This is a genomic window from Brevibacillus sp. SAFN-007a (genome assembly GCF_051967035.1).
GTDB lineage: Bacteria > Bacillota > Bacilli > Brevibacillales > Brevibacillaceae > Brevibacillus.
This window is the reverse complement of the sequence record NZ_JBQCKK010000018.1, coordinates 43662-63618: the sequence shown is the minus strand read 5'-3', so window position 1 is coordinate 63618 and position 19957 is coordinate 43662. Positions and strand designations below refer to the sequence as shown.

22 protein-coding genes are annotated in these 19957 nt (G+C 53.0%); 15 read left to right on the top strand and 7 right to left on the bottom strand.

Annotated features, from left to right (window positions below):
- The first annotated feature begins 15 nt into the window (after positions 1 to 15).
- Positions 16 to 633: a 3D domain-containing protein gene (locus tag ACTHO6_RS17185; protein WP_440242983.1), complete on the top strand. Its 618-nt coding sequence runs from the start codon at positions 16 to 18 to the stop codon at positions 631 to 633.
- A 132-nt stretch (positions 634 to 765) separates the two neighbouring features.
- On the opposite strand, the gene ACTHO6_RS17180 is transcribed toward ACTHO6_RS17185, so the two are convergent.
- Positions 766 to 1533, bottom strand: a complete 768-nt coding sequence (locus ACTHO6_RS17180; RefSeq protein WP_440242982.1) for a cobalamin-binding protein — start codon at positions 1531 to 1533, stop codon at positions 766 to 768.
- A 24-nt stretch (positions 1534 to 1557) separates the two neighbouring features.
- Positions 1558 to 2034: a divergent PAP2 family protein gene (locus ACTHO6_RS17175; protein WP_440242981.1), complete on the bottom strand. Its 477-nt coding sequence runs from the start codon at positions 2032 to 2034 to the stop codon at positions 1558 to 1560.
- Between the two features lie 217 nt (positions 2035 to 2251).
- On the opposite strand from ACTHO6_RS17175, the gene ACTHO6_RS17170 reads away from it, so the two are divergent.
- Genes ACTHO6_RS17170 through ACTHO6_RS17160 form a run of 3 tightly spaced genes read left to right on the top strand, consistent with a single transcriptional unit; the run spans position 2252 to position 4637 of the window.
- Positions 2252 to 2626 (top strand): DUF309 domain-containing protein, encoded by a 375-nt coding sequence (locus ACTHO6_RS17170; protein ID WP_440242980.1) that lies wholly within the window; start codon positions 2252 to 2254, stop codon positions 2624 to 2626.
- A 51-nt stretch (positions 2627 to 2677) separates the two neighbouring features.
- Positions 2678 to 4177 carry a leucyl aminopeptidase gene (locus tag ACTHO6_RS17165; RefSeq protein WP_440242979.1) on the top strand — a complete coding sequence of 500 codons (1500 nt, stop codon included), beginning with the start codon at positions 2678 to 2680 and terminating at the stop codon, positions 4175 to 4177.
- A 28-nt stretch (positions 4178 to 4205) separates the two neighbouring features.
- A complete protein-coding gene (locus ACTHO6_RS17160) occupies positions 4206 to 4637 on the top strand; it encodes a CoA-binding protein (protein ID WP_440242978.1) in 432 nt (143 codons plus the stop codon).
- A gap of 332 nt (positions 4638 to 4969) precedes the next feature.
- Here the strand turns inward: ACTHO6_RS17160 and ACTHO6_RS17155 are convergent, their stop codons facing one another.
- The gene (locus tag ACTHO6_RS17155) at positions 4970 to 5395 is read right to left on the bottom strand and encodes a hypothetical protein (RefSeq protein WP_440242977.1); all 426 of its coding nucleotides are present in this window, start codon (positions 5393 to 5395) and stop codon (positions 4970 to 4972) included.
- Positions 5396 to 6456: 1061 nt separating this feature from the next.
- Between ACTHO6_RS17155 and ACTHO6_RS17150 the strand changes: the two genes are divergently transcribed.
- Entirely contained in the window at positions 6457 to 7218 is a 762-nt protein-coding gene (locus ACTHO6_RS17150; protein WP_440242976.1) for a hypothetical protein, read from the top strand.
- 89 nt (positions 7219 to 7307) lie between these two features.
- Positions 7308 to 7640 (top strand): hypothetical protein, encoded by a 333-nt coding sequence (locus ACTHO6_RS17145; protein WP_440242975.1) that lies wholly within the window; start codon positions 7308 to 7310, stop codon positions 7638 to 7640.
- Positions 7641 to 7732: 92 nt separating this feature from the next.
- Here ACTHO6_RS17145 and ACTHO6_RS17140 read toward each other — a convergent pair whose 3' ends face one another.
- Positions 7733 to 7933 carry a hypothetical protein gene (locus ACTHO6_RS17140; protein ID WP_440242974.1) on the bottom strand — a complete coding sequence of 67 codons (201 nt, stop codon included), beginning with the start codon at positions 7931 to 7933 and terminating at the stop codon, positions 7733 to 7735.
- Positions 7934 to 8323: 390 nt separating this feature from the next.
- On the opposite strand from ACTHO6_RS17140, the gene ACTHO6_RS17135 reads away from it, so the two are divergent.
- From ACTHO6_RS17135 to ACTHO6_RS17110, 6 genes are all read left to right on the top strand, one after another.
- Positions 8324 to 8578: a GlsB/YeaQ/YmgE family stress response membrane protein gene (locus ACTHO6_RS17135; RefSeq protein ID WP_440242973.1), complete on the top strand. Its 255-nt coding sequence runs from the start codon at positions 8324 to 8326 to the stop codon at positions 8576 to 8578.
- Positions 8579 to 8992: 414 nt separating this feature from the next.
- Entirely contained in the window at positions 8993 to 10810 is a 1818-nt protein-coding gene (locus tag ACTHO6_RS17130; RefSeq protein ID WP_440242972.1) for an APC family permease, read from the top strand.
- Between the two features lie 160 nt (positions 10811 to 10970).
- Positions 10971 to 11906: a cation diffusion facilitator family transporter gene (locus ACTHO6_RS17125; RefSeq protein ID WP_440242971.1), complete on the top strand. Its 936-nt coding sequence runs from the start codon at positions 10971 to 10973 to the stop codon at positions 11904 to 11906.
- A gap of 218 nt (positions 11907 to 12124) precedes the next feature.
- A complete protein-coding gene (locus tag ACTHO6_RS17120) occupies positions 12125 to 13129 on the top strand; it encodes a D-cysteine desulfhydrase (RefSeq protein ID WP_440242970.1) in 1005 nt (334 codons plus the stop codon).
- Positions 13130 to 13311: 182 nt separating this feature from the next.
- Complete coding sequence (locus tag ACTHO6_RS17115) at positions 13312 to 13641, top strand: mannose-6-phosphate isomerase (RefSeq protein ID WP_440242969.1); 330 nt, start codon at positions 13312 to 13314, stop codon at positions 13639 to 13641.
- Between the two features lie 186 nt (positions 13642 to 13827).
- The gene (locus ACTHO6_RS17110) at positions 13828 to 14520 is read left to right on the top strand and encodes an FHA domain-containing protein (RefSeq protein WP_440242968.1); all 693 of its coding nucleotides are present in this window, start codon (positions 13828 to 13830) and stop codon (positions 14518 to 14520) included.
- A gap of 96 nt (positions 14521 to 14616) precedes the next feature.
- On the opposite strand, the gene ACTHO6_RS17105 is transcribed toward ACTHO6_RS17110, so the two are convergent.
- Positions 14617 to 15495, bottom strand: coding sequence for a proline iminopeptidase-family hydrolase (locus ACTHO6_RS17105; RefSeq protein WP_440242967.1), 879 nt, complete (start codon positions 15493 to 15495; stop codon positions 14617 to 14619).
- A complete protein-coding gene (locus ACTHO6_RS17100) occupies positions 15492 to 15680 on the bottom strand; it encodes a hypothetical protein (RefSeq protein WP_440242966.1) in 189 nt (62 codons plus the stop codon). The genes ACTHO6_RS17105 and ACTHO6_RS17100 overlap by 4 nt, the downstream gene beginning before the upstream one ends.
- A gap of 65 nt (positions 15681 to 15745) precedes the next feature.
- Between ACTHO6_RS17100 and ACTHO6_RS17095 the strand changes: the two genes are divergently transcribed.
- Complete coding sequence (locus ACTHO6_RS17095; protein ID WP_440242965.1) at positions 15746 to 16642, top strand: DMT family transporter; 897 nt, start codon at positions 15746 to 15748, stop codon at positions 16640 to 16642.
- Between the two features lie 17 nt (positions 16643 to 16659).
- Here the strand turns inward: ACTHO6_RS17095 and ACTHO6_RS17090 are convergent, their stop codons facing one another.
- Positions 16660 to 17367, bottom strand: coding sequence for an ArsR/SmtB family transcription factor (locus ACTHO6_RS17090; RefSeq protein WP_440242964.1), 708 nt, complete (start codon positions 17365 to 17367; stop codon positions 16660 to 16662).
- A gap of 151 nt (positions 17368 to 17518) precedes the next feature.
- Between ACTHO6_RS17090 and ACTHO6_RS17085 the strand changes: the two genes are divergently transcribed.
- Together ACTHO6_RS17085 and ACTHO6_RS17080 are read left to right on the top strand one after the other, a co-directional pair.
- A complete protein-coding gene (locus tag ACTHO6_RS17085; protein ID WP_440242963.1) occupies positions 17519 to 18511 on the top strand; it encodes a lipoate--protein ligase in 993 nt (330 codons plus the stop codon).
- Positions 18512 to 18822: 311 nt separating this feature from the next.
- Positions 18823 to 19770 carry an ABC transporter substrate-binding protein gene (locus ACTHO6_RS17080; RefSeq protein ID WP_440242962.1) on the top strand — a complete coding sequence of 316 codons (948 nt, stop codon included), beginning with the start codon at positions 18823 to 18825 and terminating at the stop codon, positions 19768 to 19770.
- Positions 19771 to 19957 lie beyond the last annotated feature (187 nt).

The following is a 19957-nucleotide window of genomic DNA, read 5'->3' as shown; positions in this document are numbered from 1 at the left end:
GAGGTTTACCAAGAAATGAATGGGAAGAAGTTCATCAGTATCCTCGCGCTGTTCATCCTGGTCTTGACGGCATTTGCAAGCGACGGATACAGCTACAACGTGGTCGGGGACCACAATCTCCCTTCCACCTTCGGAATCAAGGAAATCAAAGAGGGACAACGGGTCGTCAAAAAACGGACAGTATCGGCCAGTTCACTCACTCAAGTCATTGATAAAGCAGACGTATTTCTTGAGCAATACCCAAAAGTTCGCGTCATCGCCACCGGTTATTACGCCGGGTTCGAGTCGACGGGAAAAACTCCTTCCGATCCGTCCTACGGGATTACTTACTCGGGCGTGAAGGTTCGCAGGGACGATTATTCGACGATTGCCGCTGACTTGCACATTTTTCCCTTGGGAACGATCCTGTACATTCCCGGCTACGGCTACGGGGTGGTGGCAGACAAAGGCGGAGCGATTCGTGGCCACAAGATCGACCTGTACTTTGAGACGAAGCAAGACGTTTTCACCCAATGGGGCAAAAAAGAAGTGGATGTCTATATCGTTAGACGCGGGGAAGGAAAGCTGACAGAGGCTTTTCTCAACAACCTGAACCAAAAGGGAATCGCAGCGATGGCCGACGTGGCGAACTAAACCGCAGCGACGGCAGGGAAGAGAAACAGCAAAAAACGTTCAAGGCGATGGCTTTGAACGTTTTTTGGTCGTGGCTGGCAAGCAGGAAACATCGAGGGGAAAGCCTGGAGCTTGCAGCATTTGGCCAATATGCTAGGGATGAATCAGCTTGACGAGCTGTTCCAGTCCGTCGAGAATGCGGGGAGACGGGCGGCAGTACAGCCCTTCCTCCAGCAGATGAACCTGCCCCTGGCGGATCGCTGTCATGTCGCGCCACTCCGGACGGCTCGTGATCGTTTCCCGCTTGATGCGGCGAAGCTCGATCCCGCACCAGACGACGCAAATATGGTCAGGGTCGCGCTCCTGCACCATCTCCCGTGTCGCCTTCACATTGGCGACGGGAAAGTCGGCGAACACATTGACGGCTCCGGCAATCTCGCTCACATCGGTCAGCCAGTTTTCCCGACCCGGGGTGTAGATCGGGTTGGGCCACCATTCCCAGTACAGCTTCGGACGCCGGGAACAGGAAGCGGTCTGTTGTCGGATGCTTTCTATTCTTTCGTCAAAATGGACCGCCAACTGCTCCGCTTGCTGGCGAAAGCCAGTCGCTTCGCCGACCAGCCTGATGTCCGCGGCAATTTCGCCGATTCGCGAAGGGTTCAGCACAAGATGCGGGATATTTCGCTCCCGCAGTGCCTCCACGTTTTTTTCCATGCCGGGGACGCTCAGTGAGGCAACGACCAGATCAGGCCGGAGCGCCACTACCCGCTCCATGTCGATGGAGAGGTCGGGGCCGACGCGGGGCAAATGCTGCCATTCCGGCGGCCAGTCGGAGTGATCGTCCAGCCCCACCACGTGTTCATGCAGCCCTACATAATAGAGGATCTCCGTATTGCTCGGACAGATGGAAACGATGCGCATGTGATTCCCCCCTGTGGAAACGTCCTAGAAAAACGGCTGTACCAACAATGCGATCATCACGCCGAGCCAGCCGCCAATCAGCACCTCGATCGGCTGATGCCCGAGCAGCTCTTTCAGCTTCTTCGCCTTTTCCTGGTTCGGACGCACTTTTAACGATTTCATGCCTTCCAAAAGGTGATTGAATTCGTCCACGAGTTTGTTCAAGACAACGGCATGCATGCCGGCATGACGGCGAACGCCTGCGGCATCGAACATGACGATCATGCCGAGAATGGCGGAGATGGCAAACATGTTGCTGGAAAAGCCTTCTTTCAACCCCACAGCGGTCGACAGCGCCGTTACGGCTGAGGAGTGAGAGCTGGGCATACCGCCCGTGCTGAGCAACAGCGACCATTGCCATGTTTTCGTTGCAAAAAAATGGAGAGGAATTTTGATGAATTGGGCGATTCCTATGGCAATGAGTGCAGCCCATAAGGGGAAGTTTTCGAGAATATCCGCCACGGAAAATCCATTCCTTTCTACTGTACGCTTCTCTAGTTTATTGTAACAGAAGGGCGTTGTCTTAATCCGTGAAGTTTTCGTTTGGATGTTAAGCGTTGCCAATCTGTGGTACCATAAGGAAAGCTTCTGGTTGGAAGGTCAGCCGTAAACAGGCAGGCGCTTCTCAACGAGGCAGTTTTTATGGAAAAAAGCAGGTGCGAAACGGAGGCGTGCATCCATGAAGTATCCCGCGCAGTATTTGCAGTTCATTGAAAAATTCAATGAAGGGGAGTACTACGAATGCCACGATCTGCTGGAAGACATCTGGATGGAGGACAAATCCGATAAATTTTTGCAAGGAATGCTGCAACTATCAGTCGGACTGTACCATCTTGAATACGGCAACTTGAAAGGCGCTCGCTGGATGTTTGGCAATGCGCGGAAGTATTTGTCCCGCTACGGACCCGTGCATGGAGGGCTGGATGTAGGGGAAGTGCTTCGTTACATAGAAAAGTGCGAGGCCATGCTGCCGGATCAGGATGCCATTCCGTACGCAGAGGCGAAAGCCATGACGTTTCCATCCTTGCGCTTGTGCGTAGACACATCGTGTTAACACAAATGTGCCCATAATTGTATCCTATCACAGCGAAAGAGGGAAGAGTATATGGAAGTAACCGTAGAAAAACGCCCGCAGCTTGTGAGCTACGCGTGCGACGAGCTGATTGTGCCGCTTTGGAAAGGGGAGCAGCTTTCTCAGGTGTATCCGGAGCTGGAAGCCGCTTTTGCCGGGAGTCTCAGCGGCTTGCAGCAAGAAGGAGAAATTACGGGCGAGGCCAAAGAGGTGACGGTGATTCATGGCCTGAACCGGATCGCCGCCAAAAAATTGCTCATCGTCGGCATGGGTGAGCCGGCGAAGTTTGACTTTGTCGCAGCGCGCCATGCGTGGGGACGGGCAGCAAAAACCGTCGCTTCCAAAGGAAAAGCGAAGATCGTCGCGATTGACCTGCCGACAACCGAGCATATGAGCGCCGAGCGTCTGTCCCAGGCTGTGACGGAAGCGTTCGGACTGGCCGAGTACCATTATGAAGGGTACCGGCAAAAAGCGAAGCGGGAATTTCCGCCCATTGCCACCGTGCGGATTTTGGCTGCCGATGACGCCGCAAGCGCCGTGCAGACAGGCGTGCTGCGGGGGAATGCGCTCGTTTCCGGCACCAACCTGGCCCGCACGCTCGTGAACGAGCCTGCCAACTACTTGACACCACGCGCCTTGAAGGACGCGGCAGTCGCGGTTGCCGAGCGCTACGGGATGGCGGTCGAGGTGCTGGATCAAGCAAAGCTGGAAGAACTGGGCATGGGCGGCGTTCTCAACGTCGCGAAAGGCAGTGAGCTGGAACCGTACGTGGTAGCGGTCAAATACCAGGGAAGAGAGACGTGGGACGATGTGATCGGCCTGGTCGGCAAAGGGGTGACATTCGATACGGGTGGCATTTCCATCAAGCCGGTAGCGGGCATGGAAGACATGAAGTCCGACATGGGCGGCGCGGCGGCGATGATCGGCGCACTGGAGGCGCTGGGGCAGATGAAGCCAAAGGTCAACGTGCTCGCCGTCATTGGAACGGCGGAAAACATGCCATCCGGCACGGCGTTCCGCCCTGGCGATGTCATTACGACCATGAGCGGAAAAACGGTCGAGATCATCACCACGGATGCGGAAGGGCGGCTCATTTTGGCGGACTGCATCACGTATGCCAAACAGCAGGGCGTGTCATGCATCGTCGACGCGGCTACGCTGACGGGCGGCATCGTCGTCGCTCTCGGACATTACTGCTCCGGCGCACTGACGAACAACCAGGCGCTCATGGATGAACTGCTTGCCGCAGCAGACATCGCGGGCGAGCGTCTGTGGCAACTGCCTGCCTTCGAAGAGTACCGCAGCCTGAACAAGAGCCGGTTTGCCGACCTGAAAAACTCCGGCGGACGCTATGTCCACGGGATCATCGGCGGCGTGTTTCTCCAGGAATTCGTCGGCGATACGCCTTGGGTGCATCTCGACATCGCGGGTACGGCGTACACATCCACAGCAGGCGACATGCAGCCCGCCGGCGGCACAGGCGTCATGACCCGCACGATTGCCGAGTTTGTGGCAGGCCGCAGCCAATCCTAAACCGAAAAAAGAGAAGGAGTGTTTTGACATGAGCCAAAATCCGAGCAACGAAACCCGTCGTCAACTGCTTGAGGAAGCGAAGGCCATTGCCGTGGTAGGACTGTCCAACAAGCCGGACCGCACCAGCTACATGGTGGCGCAGGCCATGCAAAATGCGGGCTACCGCATCATTCCGGTCAATCCGGTGATCGCCGGGGAAACGGTTCTGGGCGAAAAGGCAGTTGCCAGCCTGCAAGAGCTGGATGAGCAGGTGGACATCGTGAACGTGTTCCGCAAGAGCGAGGACATTCTGCCTGTTGCCCAGGATGCGCTGAAAATGAAGCACAAGCCCAAGGTATTCTGGATGCAGCAAGGAATCGCCAACGAAGAAGCGGCGAGTCTTGTCCGCGCGGAAGGCATCGAGGTTGTGCAGGATTTGTGCATCAAGGTAGATCACGCGTTGCTGCGTGTGGGGAAATAAGCGATCTTTCTTATATCATGGCCAAGAGGCCTCCGCGATCAACGGCGGAGGCCTCTTTTTTTGTAGGAAGAATAGCCACGATTCGGTTTGAGTTTCTGGATCATAGCTACGCTGCTTGCTGCTGATACAACAGGAGGAGGTTCCATTCTTCTAGGGGCAGAACGATGGTTTAGCAGGGTGGGAAAAGTCTTGGTCAAGTTGGGGCCTTCTCGTCCTGCACTTACTGCTGGTTGTATGAACATGCGAGAACAGGGGGGAATGACTCGGATTTTGCGGAGCTAAACCGCTTTGAGAAGCCTTCAGGCCCATTTTTGCTTGCGAAAGCTGAGCGATCAAGAAGGAGTATAAGAGAGAGTGGCGCTAAAGGAGAGCTGGGTGATATCAGCTGCTGAGGGATCGGTCGCCGCCAGGGTTCTTACCCGAATTCCAATGCGATCTCCCTCGGCGACTGGTAATGATACCAGCGAATTTCTATTCGTTGCGGTACGGAAACCGTCTGGGATACCAGGGGTAATGATGTTATTCGGAAATCCGAATCGAAGCGAACTGGTCAGCAGAGTGGTCACGTAAGGTGCAGACGGATGATCAATCCCATTATTCGGAACGGACGGTGCGCGGAATACTGTAAAGTCATATTGAAGACCGAGCGTATTAATGGAAGTCACAGACGCAACCAATAAATCTGCACTTATTTGTAAATTTGAAATAATACCCGCAAAGGGAATGGGGAAAGCAAAACCGCCTGCTTCGGGTGGCATCGTTGATTCTCCAGTACCGTCAATCACTTCAACCGTATGACTGCCAAAACCCATTAATATGGGAGCAGCTGAGACTACTGTAGCACCGCTGAGGATGATACCCGTTGAGAAGGGGATTAATCCTCCTGCTCCTGGTGGCCCTTGTGGTCCCGGCGGTCCTTGTGGTCCTGGTACTCCTTGTGGTCCTGGTATTCCTTGCGGTCCTTGTGGTCCCGGCGGTCCAGGCGGACAATTACATTGAAACGGAAAAATATCTGGGCAACCTCGTGGTGGAATCAGTTTATTAAAGCAATTAAAGCATCCCATATGTTCACTCCTTATTTATAATTTTCGCCAACTATCTCGGTGTTTTTCGTGCCTAAACATATATATTCGGTCGTGTTACTGGTTGATATGGGCAAAAGTACTGTTTCTTGGGTGCACTTACAAAAGGAGCAATCAGATCATTACGAATCTATTCGAGATACGTACAAAAGAGACACAATGGCTCGAAACATAGGGTGACGCAAGCGACGATCACAAGCGTCAAATAGCCCCCACCTAGCGGAAAGAGGGGGGCTAGTCTTGCTGGAATCAAGATGGAAACTGCGACAGCTTTTCAAGCAGATACGTAGCGCCGGAAAAAACAGGGTGATCCGCCACCTGAGAGGATGGATATTCAAAAAGAAAGAGGAGAGAACAGCGCCTCTCCTACTTTCCTACCTACTTATGCTCAAAAAGGTCGATTGCGCCTAGAACGATGTGGGCGAGTCCGAAGCCTACAAGGGCGTTTGAAAGCGTCTGGTTCCCATGATCGTTGTGTTTAAGCGCATACCCAGTTGCTGTAACAATCGTTCCCAGTACAGCGGGGATTAACCCCTCCCGAACCTCCATATTGCCACAACCTTTCGCTGAGATAGTAGGTACTTATGTATTTTGGGGAAAAAGGGGAGGTGACAGTCAGGAAGTGTTTCCCAAAAATATTCCGTTGTCCTCGTTCGTAAATCAAAAGATTTACAATTATATAAAGTAATGTAATTATTAATAAATATAATATATTTACAAAAGAGGAGGGAATGACATTGAGGAAAATTGGTAGCATCCTCATAGCAATTCTTTTAACAGTCTCAATTGGTAATGTGGCATTGGCGGAAGATTTCGGTAAAGCAAAGGAAGAAGTAATCTTCAAAGCAAATGAAATTAATGACTTGCAAGTATTATTCGAACGGGCAAAAGCAAAAAAGACAGACCTTAAAGAGGTTTCTTCTGGTGTGGCAACCATCTTTAAAGACGGTGGGCCAATCGAAGATATACCCGTTTATCAAACAACCCAAAAAATCCAGTCTGTAAAAGATTTGAAAACCAATAATATTAAAGAAAGTTATGTTACATATGTGTTTTATAACGTTCCAAAAGAAGTATTACTTGAGGATAGCTTCACCACATATGGACAAAAAGGAGATGAAAAATGGGATTCATCATATAGTGTACAAGCATATTCAACATACTATTTTGATAGATACTATGATCAAAATAATCTTGCCTACAAAAAATTAACGAGTGTAAGTGGAGGCTGGAATATCGACGATTCTAGTGTTGCAATTACAGCAAGAGAAGTTTGGTTTGGAGCATCGGGTGGTTCGTTACAAGATAATGGAACAGCTGGCGGTTCCGTAATCCAGGAGAGCCCTCACTATAAGCCGACTTCCAATTCATTTTCTTATAATGCCCCCACTCACTGGAAGCCTGTAGCAGACTTTGCAAGTGTAGTTGGAGTTACCACTAAAGCAAGCTTGAAACGTAATAGTTCTACATGGACACTTGAATTTCAAAATGTTAACTAAATCATAAGTAAATTGTTTGTAAAACGAACATCGACTTTAAAAATGTTGATGTTCGTTTTACAATTGCGGTAGTAAGGGAGGCTGATCAAATGATCAAAGCGTTACTTTTGGGTGTTGGTCTTCTTGCTTGTCTGATTTTGTATGCCTTTTTGGGAGCGGAGGGAATGGAAACGGTAACGATCCTTACGGGGTACGCAGGATTCGGATTACTCGCCATTTCCATTTTTATGATGGGGTCTACTTTAGGTGTGGATAGGATCACAATGGCTACGCCTGATGTACACCGGAATTTTATTGCCGATGAAAGCAACGACAAGATGAAAAAGGAAAGGAGAAAAGAACAAAGATGGGCAGTGTACACGCTGGTAGCGGGGATTCCATCGGTTCTGACATGGGTATTCATGTACTTTCTCATAGACTGAATTTTCTGTCCTTTGTCTGTTGCGAAGCCGTTTTGCGTGGGATCGTTTCAGGGACTGCTGCCCATGATTTCGGGCAGCAGTCTGGTGTCGGTCTAGTTGCGGAGTGACGAGCCATCTGCACCAAAGAAGCGTTTCAAGATGGTATGGCTCTGGTCAGATACGCGTTCAAAGACAAACACGATCTGATCTTCACGCGGCTGCAAATAGTAGTGGGTTATACCAAGCTGCCGAAGCCCGTGACTGAACCGCAGTGCATCGTTGAGACTTACGCTAAAGGACAGATGCTGGGTCATAGAAATCACCTCCTTCCGCACCTAAACGTAGCAGAAGGTGAAACGGTTTTTCATCCATACAAATGACGGGACAGTTTTGGATCGTAAGGCTCCTGGTACACGTCCAGCACATCTTCCATCGTAGCTACGAATGCCGCGTTTTTGCTCGGGCGGGTGCACCAGCATTTCTTGAGCGAGGTTTAAGTTGGCTTTTTTAAAATGCAATCCACCGTATCAGAGGAGAGGCTATCGCTATATTGAAGCTCAACTGCTTTGTCAGCCAACAGGTGCAACATAACCACTTTCATTCTGATGCAGTACTAGCTCAAAACCGAAGTCGGGCATTTGACAGGGGCTGATCAAAACGATAAAGTAAAGCGAAACAAATATAACTAATACGAGGTGATAAGTATGGGTTTTATTTTGTCATTAATTGTCGGTGGGATTATCGGTTGGATCGCGGGATTGATTATAGGTAAAGACATTCCTGGAGGAATTATTGGCAACATTATTGCGGGATTTGTTGGGGCATGGTTTGGCAACCTGCTGCTGGGAGCATGGGGACCGGTGATGGGAGACTTCTACATTATTCCGGCGCTGATCGGCGCAGTCATACTTGTCTTTATCGTCAGCCTAGTCATGCGCTCGATCAGACGCGGGCGCTAGTAATCTGAACCTACGTTCGCTCCCCCGAAGTTGGTACTCATCACTGAGCCGTTGGAAGATGCGGGTGGCGGTATGCCGTTGTTTGTGGGGGAGGAGCGATCGTCTTAGAGCCAGGCATCGACGATTTCCATAAAGGGCCCATACCGGGAATCAGTGGACACCAATCCGATCGGCGATATCTTGTCTGGAGCAGCCTTCTGCTTCGACCAAAAACCTGATATACTGAGTCACCTTCGTCGATGTCTTAAGCAAACTCAACGATAAGAGGACTTGGGAGTGCTGATGTACCGTGTTGGTATGAATCTGAAGTCGCCGAGCAATTTCGTTCTCTTTACGTTTCCCTTCGGACCGAATACCTAATGTTTTCAACCGCAGAGGGAAAGCTAAGAGAAAAAGCTGAATAGGGGTATACAGATGATCTCGAAATTCAAACGATTTCTGCTCGGCAGACCGATGAAATCAAACGAGTTAGCCGAAGAAAAGCTGAACAAAGGAAAAGCTTTGGCTGTTCTGTCATCGGATGCCTTATCCTCTGTCGCCTACGGCACGGAGCAGATTCTTCTCGTGCTGGTTTCCCTGGGAGCAGTTGCACTGTGGTACTCGATTCCGATATCGATGGCGGTTGTAGGTCTGTTGACCATTCTCATCCTGTCTTACCGCCAAACCATATTCGCCTATACGACAGGCGGCGGAGCGTACATTGTGGCCAAGGACAACCTGGGGACCACGCCGGGCCTCATTGCGGGCGGCTCTTTGCTCGTGGACTACATTCTAACGGTTGCCGTCAGCACGTCTGCTTCCACAGACGCCATCACTTCGGCTTTTCCCGTGCTGCATGAACATCGCGTGCTGATTGCCCTGTTGATGATTACGCTCATAACCGTCTTGCATTTGCGCGGAGTCACGGAATCGGCCACGATTTTGATGTATCCGGTTTATTTGTTTGTGGTCGCGATTCTCGCATTGATTGTGGGCGGTGCGTATCAATGGATCACGGGAAACATACAAGCCCATCCCCCCGAATACGGAGCCGTTGTCCCAGGCATCACGGTATTTTTGCTTTTGCGAGCCTTTAGCTCCGGGTGTTCGGCATTAACAGGAGTAGAAGCCGTATCCAATGCCATTCCCAACTTTAAGGAGCCGGCGCCGAGAAATGCAGCATTGACGCTTGTCATGATGGGCGTCATCCTCGGCGTGATGTTCATGGGGATCAGCCTGTTGGCCTATCTGTACGGCATTTCGCCAAGTCCAGAGGAAACGGTTGTATCGAAAATCGCGTCTGCCGTTTTTGGACGAGGAACCATGTATTACGCCATTCAGGCGGCTACCGCCCTTATTTTGTTCCTCGCCGCTAATACGGCATTTGCCGCCTTTCCTTTGCTCGCCTTTATGCTCGCCAAAGATCGGTTCATGCCAAATATGTTCATGGTTCGGGGAGATCGTCTCGGGTTTTCAAACGGAATCATATTTCTGGCTATTTTGTCCGCCATCGTGGTGATTGCGTTTGAAGGGGAAACGGAAAACCTGATTCCGCTCTATGCTCTTGGCGTGTTTATTCCTTTTACTTTGTCGCAAGCAGGCATGATGAAGCGCTGGATTTCGAACAAACCCCCAGGGTGGCTAGCGCCTTTTTTGATTAATACGGTAGGAATGCTGACAACCCTGACCATATGCCTGATCTTTTTGATGACCAAGTTCTCGCAGGTATGGGCGATTTTTGTGTTCCTGCCGATCGTCCTTTTCATTTTCAAGAAGATCAATCAGCATTATCGAGAGCTGGCAGAGGAGCTTCGGCTTGACATCGAAGCGGACAAGCCCGAACCGAAAGGGAGTGTCATCGTCATCCCTGTAGCCGGGATTTCGCAGGTGGTCAAAAATACGATTAGTTATGCGCAATCGCTGTCAGACGACATTGTTGCGGTCTACGTCGCGTTCAGCGAGGAAGACATGAAAAAAATGGAGGAGAAATGGGCGCGGTGGGACCCCGGAGTGCGTTTGATTATCCTGCGTTCGCATTACCGCAGTATCATCAAGCCTTTGTCCAAGTTTATTGACACGGTGGAGTGGAAAAAAGCGGAGACGGACCATGTGACCGTCATGATTCCACAGTTTATTACCAGGCGCTGGTGGCATAATTTGCTGCATAACCAGACCAGTTTGCTCATCAGAGCGTATTTGTTTGCGCGACAGGATGTCAAAATTGCTACGGTGCCGTATCGATTGAAGAAATAAAGGGCTTCGCGTAGCCAACGGCTTGCGGTAGCCGTCAGACAGCGGGAATGAAAATCAGTAGTAGGATCCATAGAATGTTCATTTGAATAAAGGGAAACGACACCCTATAATTAAATTAATTATTAGATTATAATTATTTTATTTTTAGGGGGTGGGTTTGGTGAAACAAGCTGATTATCATCATCTCGATCACGTGAAGGAACAGCAAACATCGAAGAAAACGCTGTGGATTACGCTCGTGTTGACATTGTTTTTTACCGTCGTGGAAATCGTCGGCGGTCTGTTGTCCAACTCGTTGGCTCTGTTGTCCGACTCGGCGCATATGATCTCAGACGTCGTTGCACTCGGTTTGAGCATGACCGCGATTTACCTGGCGACGCGCAAGCCGACGAAAAAATATACGTTTGGTTTTCTGCGCTTTGAAATCATCGCTTCGTTTTTGAACGGTCTGGCGCTTGCCGTGATTGCGGCCGGAATCGCGATCGAAGGGATCAACCGGATGATTCATCCGCAAGACGTCGACTTGCCGCTGATGCTTGCGATCGCTTCCGTCGGGCTGATCGTGAATATCGTACTGACCGTCGTGCTGTCCAGAAGCACCAAGGAAGAAGACAATCTGAATGTGAAAAGCGCATTGTGGCACTTCATTGGCGATCTGCTCAGCTCTGCTGGCGTCATCGTTTCGGCCGTGCTGATTTTCTTCACAGGCTATTCCGTCTTCGACCCGTTGATTAGCCTGGTAATCGGGGGAATCATCTTTTCGGGCGGCGTCAAAATCATCCGCGAATCGTTGGCCGTCCTGATGGAATCCGTACCGGAGCAGTTTGATCTGGACCAAATCCGCGCAGACCTCGCCAGTGTGGAAGGCGTCTATGACGTGCATGAACTGCATCTGTGGGCCGTATCGACGGAGCATTATTCGCTGACGGCGCATGTGTTTGTACGCGAGGATATTCAGCCGTACTGTGTGATTCTCGCCATCAACCATCTGCTGAAAACGAAATACGGCATCGAGCATTCGACGATCCAGATCGAACATCCGATGATTGTCGATCACGGCGAGTACGGCAAACGTTTTTTGCTGCAAGAGGCGTAAGCGCTGTTTGGGCGAGATACAGCCATGCTGAACAGGAACAGGCCGAGCGGTTCCAGACCTACAGGTTCTGGCAACCAGCCCGGCTTTTTTCGTCATTGGCCGATGGATTACGCGGCGTGCAGGATGTGACTGTTTCCGGTTAGTCGCTGTCTGCGAGAAGGAATTGACAGGCGTCAGAGCGTATTCCTATCCCATCAAGCTGGAAGGGAGCCGTTTCCATGAAGCCAATTCGCTATGAGCGCAGAGTCTACACGGCAGGTCCGACGCCGATCGAGCGTCTGGATCGACTGTCGCAGAAGCTGGGTGGGCCGACCATTTCGATCAAGCGCGACGATTTGCTCGGTTTGACCGCTGGCGGCAACAAGACGCGAAAGCTGGAATACTTGCTTGCCGACGCGATCAGACAGGGAGCGGACACGCTGATTACGTGCGGAGCCGTCCAATCGAATCATTGCCGTCTGACCGTGGCGGCTGCGGTTCGCGAAGGATTGCGCTGCCAGCTGGTTTTGTCCGCGCCCGAGACAGGCGACTACAATCCGCAGGCGAGCGGAAACCATCTGCTGGTTCATTTGCTGGGCGCAGAAAAAATCGAGGTGATTCCCGCAGAGGAGGATTTGCAGGCGGCGATGGAGGTGCTTGCCGAACAACTGCGAAAAACAGGGAGAAAGCCGTACCTGATTCCGCTGGGCGGCTCCAACGAGATCGGCTCGCTTGGCTACATGGCGTGCGCCGAGGAGATCGAGCAGCAGGCGTGGGAGAACCGCACGCCTTACGATTACGTCGTGACGGCAACAGGCAGCGGCGGGACGCAGGCAGGACTGATTGCCGGGTTTGCCGCGAGACAGTCCCGGACCAAGGTGCTTGGCGTCAATGTCAGCCGCGACCGTGCCGCTCAGGAAGCCAAGGTACTGGAGCTGTTGCAGCGCACAGCCGTGACGGTTGGCCTGGAAGCACAGATTCAGGCGGAGTGGGTGCAGTGCGAGGACAGGTTTGTCGGACCTGGCTACGCAATTCCGACGGAAGCCATGATAGAGGCGGTACAGCTCGTCGCCCGGACGGAAGGGATTTTGCTCGACCCTGTCTACACGGGAAAAGCGATGGCGGGCCTGATCGGGCTGGTTCGCGAAGGGCGATTCGGCCGGGACGATCACGTGCTTTTCCTGCATACAGGCGGCTCTCCTGCGCTGTACACGAGGCCGGACCTGTTTTTGCCGAAAACATGACGCGCCCTGATGCTCGCCACCGCCTTCATGAACAGCGGGAACTGCGGAACGCCGATCTTGGATTGAATTTTCTGTACCTTATGAGCGATTTATGTTTGTCTTATCATCCATCTATCAGATCGCTGTTATGTTTCCCGTCCCGGTTTTGTATTATCGTGGGGACAAAAGGGGAGAGAACCATCATGGAGAAGATCAACATTGCACAACAGTTGTCCATGTTACAGGAGTCCTGGCATTCGATGATCGTAGGCGAGCTGAACGACTCGACGATCAAGCTGGAGCAGCTCTCGGGAGAGTATCCCTGGCAACAAAACGACCAGCAGGACGAAATGCTTCTGGTCGTCAGCGGAAGAATGCTGGTGATGTCCCATGAGCGCAATAGTTGGATCGAGGCGGGAGAATTGCTGATCGTGCCAAAAGGAATGGCGTACAAGCGTTTTGTCCCGAACGGGGTCTGCCATCTGTTGATGATCGAGCCGAAAAAGCTGGCTGCACTCAAGCGCTGTTCCTGAGTTTTCCGCGAGCGGACGTTCGGTGGCAGGCCGCGGTGAACGCACGTGATCGCTGCCATTGTCTGGGCGCCTCCATGCCGCAGCGGATGGGCAGCTTTTTGATAGGGGGAGAAAGGGTTGACTTTCCGGTATTTTCGTGTGTAATGAAATACGGATAGCTGCAACTCTTTTTTGAGGTGATGAACGTTGGAAGACGGCGTTTATGTCCTTGTGAAAAAAGGCGATCCGGAGCTGGTGCAAAAACGCCAATTTCTCTGTAAGGACGAGTACACGATTGGCCGACGCGGGAGTCGGCTCGCGCCTGACATCGCTTTTTCCAGCCCCTATGTATCGAGAAGACATGCCGTGATCCGCAAATTCGGCCATCGCTATATGATCGCTGACCTGGGCAGCAAGCACGGGACAGAGGTGAACGGGACAGCGATTCGCCAAACGCCGCAGCCGCTGTTTCACGGCGATCTCATCTGTCTCGCCAAAGGAGTCGTCGAGCTGGTCTTTTTGGCGGAAGGCAGCGAGATGGATGTCACCCGAGAGTTTTCTTTTCCGCTGTTGCAGTCCACCGCTCCGGCTGCCGTGTCTTCCGGTCTGGTCATCCATCTGGAGCGCCGGGAAATCCGGCTGGACGGCGCGCGGATTCCGTTGACGGGAAAGGATATGGACTTGCTGACGCTTTTGTATCAACGGGCCAATCAGGCCGTCAGCTATGAGGAAATCATGGTGTCGATCTGGCCGGAGCGCATGATGTACGCCGAGAGCGGTGTCCCGGATGTGGGACGTGCAGAAATCAATGCGCTTGTCTATCGTCTGCGCAAACGGCTGGGCAAGTACGGGAGAAAAGTAACGACCATTCCCCGATTCGGTTATATGTGGGAAGAGTGAACAAGGGAGACGAGCCAGCGGTCTTCCTGATAAACGCAAAGCCCCGTCTCGCAGCTCTTTCGGCGAGGCGGGGCTTTTTGCTTGCGGCGGCGGAAATCAGCGTTTGTCCGCCGTGCGCAAAAATTCGCGGACGGTCTGTACGTACTCGGCCGTTTCTTCCAAATAGCCCATATGGGAGCTGTTTTCCAGGACGTGAAACTCCGCGTCCGGCACGAGCGACTGGTAGTAGCTCGTCGACTCGGGCGTTGCTTCGTCGTGGCGGCCGCAGACGAACAGGGCAGGGATGTCGAGCTGATGCAGCTTCGGTGTGTAGTCGAACGTTTTCAGGTTGCCTGTCGGACAAAATTCGGACGGCCCCCACATCGTCATGTACACGTCTTTGTTTGCTTTCGAACGGCTTTCGGCGAGAACTTCCGGCCATGGCTCCAGGCGGCACACGTATCGCGCGTAGAACTCTTTTATCGCGCGCTGATACTCCTGCGAGTCGGTCGTTCCTTGTTCTTCGTGCTGGGCAATCGTTTGCTGAACCTCTTTTGGCAGGCGGGCGATCAGGCGGTCTGCGTCTTCCTTCCAACGCTGGGCGCTAAGGCACGGGCTGGAAAAAATCACTATCGACACGCCAGCAGGCTTGGTGTCAAGCAAGTACGCCGCCGCCAGCATCGTTCCCCACGAATGCCCGAGGATGTGCGCTTGCGCCAGTCCGAGCGCTTGCCGAATGCAGGCCAGCTCTTCCACGAACCGCTCCGTTTTCCACAAGGACACATCGGTCGGCCTGTCGGAGTTGCCCGAGCCGAACTGGTCGTAAAAAATGACGGGGCGCTCGTCCCCCAATACGTGCAGGGCTGACTTGAGCGGAGCGTGCGTATTGCCGGGGCCGCCGTGCAGCACGATCAGCGGCGTCTGTTCGCCTGTGCCGACGCGGGTGTACCACACTCGGCCGCCAGGAACCTCTAGGTAGCCTTCCTGCTTGTTCATCGTTTCCAACCTCGCTTTTCGTCCATTTTGGTACAGGTATGTTTACCAATATACCATGCCTGGAAAATTTGTGCGCCGCAGATGTGCTGTGGGCAGGCGCTGGCTTTTTTGCCCGAGCGAAGCGGGAGCAGGCTGGTGGACATACAAGCTGTAGCGACGGCTAACTTATACACTTCGATCCGCATCGTAACTTTCTCCGTGTACACTGACGGTATCACTTGCTACCTGTTTGCAAGAAGGAGGAACCGAGATGAATCGGTTGTGGTTCGGAATGCTCGTGGTGGTCACGACGTCACTGATGGGCTCATCGTTTGCGGTAGGAAAAATCGGCCTGGCCTATTTCTCGCCGCTTTTGCTCGTCGGTCTGCGCTTTACGCTTGCCGGGCTGTTGCTGGCGTGGTGGGTACGAAAAAAACCGCTCCCGCGATCGGGGCGGGAGTGGGGGCAGCTTGGGTTGATCGGCTTTTTGCAGACGGCGGCGGTCATGGGCTGTATCTTTTTGAGCCTGCGCACGATTACGGCGGGCGAGTCTTCGATCCTGACGTTCCTCAATCCGCTGTTCGTCGTCATCTGGGGGACGCTGTTTCTCGGAGTCACCTATCGGCTCTCGCAATGGCTCGGGGTGCTGATCGGGCTGTGCGGTGTGTTCATCACGCTCGGCTTTCATTTGCAGTGGGAGTCGGGGACGTTGTTCGGGCTAGGCTCGGCACTCGCCTGGTCGATTGCCACGGTCCTCGTCAAACGGTGGGGCGTCCGCTTTCACGTCTGGGTGATGACGGCCTATCAGATGCTGTTCGGCGGCCTGTTGCTTCTGCTCATGGGTGTGACGCTGGAGACGCCCAGGCTGATTGTGACCCCCGCCTCGCTGTTGATCGTGCTATGGCTTGCGATCATGGCTTCTATCGTGCAGTTCGCCACCTGGTTTTACTTGCTCAGTCAGGGAGATCCGGGCCGCACCAGCGCTTTTCTGTTTCTCGCTCCGTTTTTCGGCGTGCTCTCGGGTTGGGTGCTGTTGGGGGAGGTCGTCATGTGGCATGTGTACGCCGGGGGCCTGTTGATTATTGCGGGCATTTTTCTCGTCAACTGGACGTTTGGCCCCCGGAAACAGTTACTTGCTTCCTCGCATGCGGCAAAGGCGAAAGCGTAGTTCTCAGGAAAGCTCGCCTAGACGCGTTCCTTGCCGCTTTTGACTTCCAAGCCAAATTCAGCGAAAAATCCGGCCGCGCCGTCCGGCGTGACGCGTACAGCCCGAACGCCGGGAATCCTTTCGATCCAGCCTAGCTCAAACAAGCGGTTGGTCAGAGAAGCGCCGAGACTGCCTGCGAGATGATGGCGGCGTTCGCTCCAGTCCAGGCATTGGCGGGCAAAGCGCCGTCTGCTTTTCGGGCGGGCCTCCACCTGGACGCCGAGCGATTGCAGCTTGGCTTTGCCAGCTTCGTTCAGCACAAAGTCTTGGCCGGATGCTTCCAAAAGCTGTAGCTCGATCATTTTTTGCGTCAGGGCGACGCCGACTTCTCCTGCCAGATGGTCGTAGCACGTGCGCGCATAGCGCAACACCCGCAGTTGGTCGGACTCACGCAACGAGCGCACAGGCGCCGGGTTTGCAATCGTCAAAAGCGCCTCCACGGCGTGAGCGACCTCGGGGCTTGCCAGTCGGTAGTAGCGGTGTCGGCCGTGGGATTCGCTTTGCAAAAGCCCCCCTTCGACCAGCTTGGCCAGATGGCTGCTGGCTGTTTGCGGGGTGATTCTGGCAAGGCGGGCAAGCTCGCTGGCCGGAAGCGCTTTGCCGCCCATCAGGCTGACCAGCATGGAGACGCGGGACGGCTCGCCGATCAGAGAGGCTATTTCCGCAATATTCGGGCTACTGTTCATTGGATGACACGCTCCTTTCATTCATGATTCGATCATAAACGTAGTGTGTGTGCGGGGACAAGGGCAACAGTGAAAAAATACCCGAGGCAGTGTTTGTCAGCGAGTCGTGGTATGATAGAAGAGAACGAACCATTTGGGATGGAGGCAGCGTATGAAATTCATAGATAACCAAGGCATTACAGACCCCCGTATCAATCTGGCTATTGAGGAATACGCGCTGAAGTATTTGCCCGCAAGCGAAGATTACTTGTTGTTTTACATAAATGAGCCTTCGATCATCATTGGCAAAAACCAGAACACGATCGAAGAAATCAATTCCGCCTACGTCGAGGAGCACAACATCCACGTCGTGCGCAGGCTGTCTGGCGGCGGGGCCGTCTACCACGACCTCGGCAACCTCAACTTCAGCTTCATTACCAACGACGACGGCGAGTCTTTTCACAACTTCCGCAAATTCACCGAACCGGTCGTGCAGGCGCTGAAAAAGCTGGGCGTCGAGGCGGAGCTGACCGGACGCAACGACATTCAGGTCGGAGAGCGAAAAATTTCCGGCAATGCGCAGTATGCGACCAAAGGCCGGATGTTCAGCCACGGCACGCTGCTGTTTGACTCCGAAATGGAAAACGTCGTGGCCGCCCTGAAAGTAAACGCTGATAAAATCCAGTCGAAGGGCATCAAGTCCATCCGCAGTCGCGTCGCCAACATCTCCGAGTTTTTGCCGCAGCCGATGACGATTGAAGAGTTTCGCCTGGCGATTCTCCATTCCATATTTGGAGAGGGCGAAGTCGAGGAATACAAGCTGACCGCCGAAGACTGGGAGAAGATTCACGAGCTGTCCAAAGCCCGGTACCAAAGCTGGGACTGGAACTACGGCAAATCGCCGAAGAGCAATTACCGCCAGTCGAAGCGGTTTGACAACATCGGCAGCATCGAGGTGCAGCTCGACATCGAGAAGGGAAAAATCAAGGAAGCGAAAATATACGGCGACTTCTTCGGCGTGCGAGACGTAGCCGAGCTGGAGGAGCTGCTGCGCGACACGCCGTATGATCGCGCGTCTGTCAGCGAGCGGCTCGCTGGCGTTAACCTGCAGGAGTTTTTCGGCAACCTCGACCGGGAAGCGTTCGTCTCCTTGCTGATCGCGTAAAATCTTCCCTGGCATGCTTGGGCCGATGGCTATGTTTTCGCCAGATCAGCTTTGTTTGCCCGCCCCCGTGATCGGACAGGGCAGCAGTGGGTGCTAGGCCGACAAGCCAATGGCCGGGAAGAGAATAAAGAGGCTGTTCCCAAGTCGAATGACAACGGGACGGCCTCTTTTTTGATTGTATAGGCACGACGTAAATAAAAAACATTGACATAAGCGAGCGGATATGTGATGATCTACTCTGTTGTTGATAATGATAATTATTATCAACAAAACAGTACACCAATCACCCTAGAGCAAGGAGACAGGAACAGATGAAAAAGACAGCACGAATCGCACTCGCCTGCCTGGTTGCCGTAGTCACTGCGGTTTCGGCCGGTTGCGCCGGCAGCCAAACAGCTCCGGAAGCAGATCAGAAGCCAACGACGCGCGTCGTCAAGCATTTGATGGGAGAGGTAACGATCCCGGCAGAACCACAACGGATCGCAGACGTATCGGGGGCAGCCGAGGAGCTTTTGATTTTGGGGCACCAGCCGGTGGCGACGGCGAATACATACAAAACAAAGATCATGTCCCACATTGCAGACAAGCTGACAGATGCAAAACCGGTCGGCTGGATGTGGGATGACTCCATCAACCTGGAAGCGGTCGTAGAAACAAAGCCAGACCTGATTATCATGAACAACCGTCAGCAAAAGCTGTACGAGCAAATGTCCAAAATCGCGCCAACGGTCGTGCTGGAAACAAACATGGACAAATGGCGGGACAAGTTTAAAGAAATCGGCCGTCTGTTCGGACAAGAAGAGGATGTAAACAAATGGCTGGCTGGCTACGACGAGAAGACGAAAACGATGCGCGAGCAGCTCAAGCAGACATACGGCGACCAGAGCTTCATGTTCCTGGCCGTCACACCGAAGCTGTTCCGCGTCTACGGAAACTACGGCTATGCCGATATCCTCTTCTCTGACCTCGGCCTGAAGCCGGCAGCAGGCACACCTGCCGATAAAACCATGGAAATGATCGAGCTGGAGGGACTGTCGAAGTTTCAGCCGGACCATCTGTTCCTCGTCAACTTCGGCGGCAAAGCGGATGAGGTGTACGCTGAGTTGAAAAAGAGTCCGGTATGGAACAGCAACAAGGCTGTTCAGCAAGGCCATCTCTATGAAGTCACCAATGAAACCTTCAACAGCAAAGCGTTTGGTCCAATCGGCAAGGAAATGCTGCTGGACGAGATCGGTGCCATGCTGCTGAACAAGCAATAAACATACACCCGATGCCTCGAAAGCCGGAGAGAAACGACATGTTTTTTTCCGGCTTCTTGGCGCGGGAGCGGTCCATTTGCAACAGGTAGCTCATGACTTCGCCCCCTCTGGGAAAAACTAGCTGCAAATCGTCGAACTTTTCTTGGCGGGCAGGAAAATCGAACGACACGCGAAATGTTTACATGGC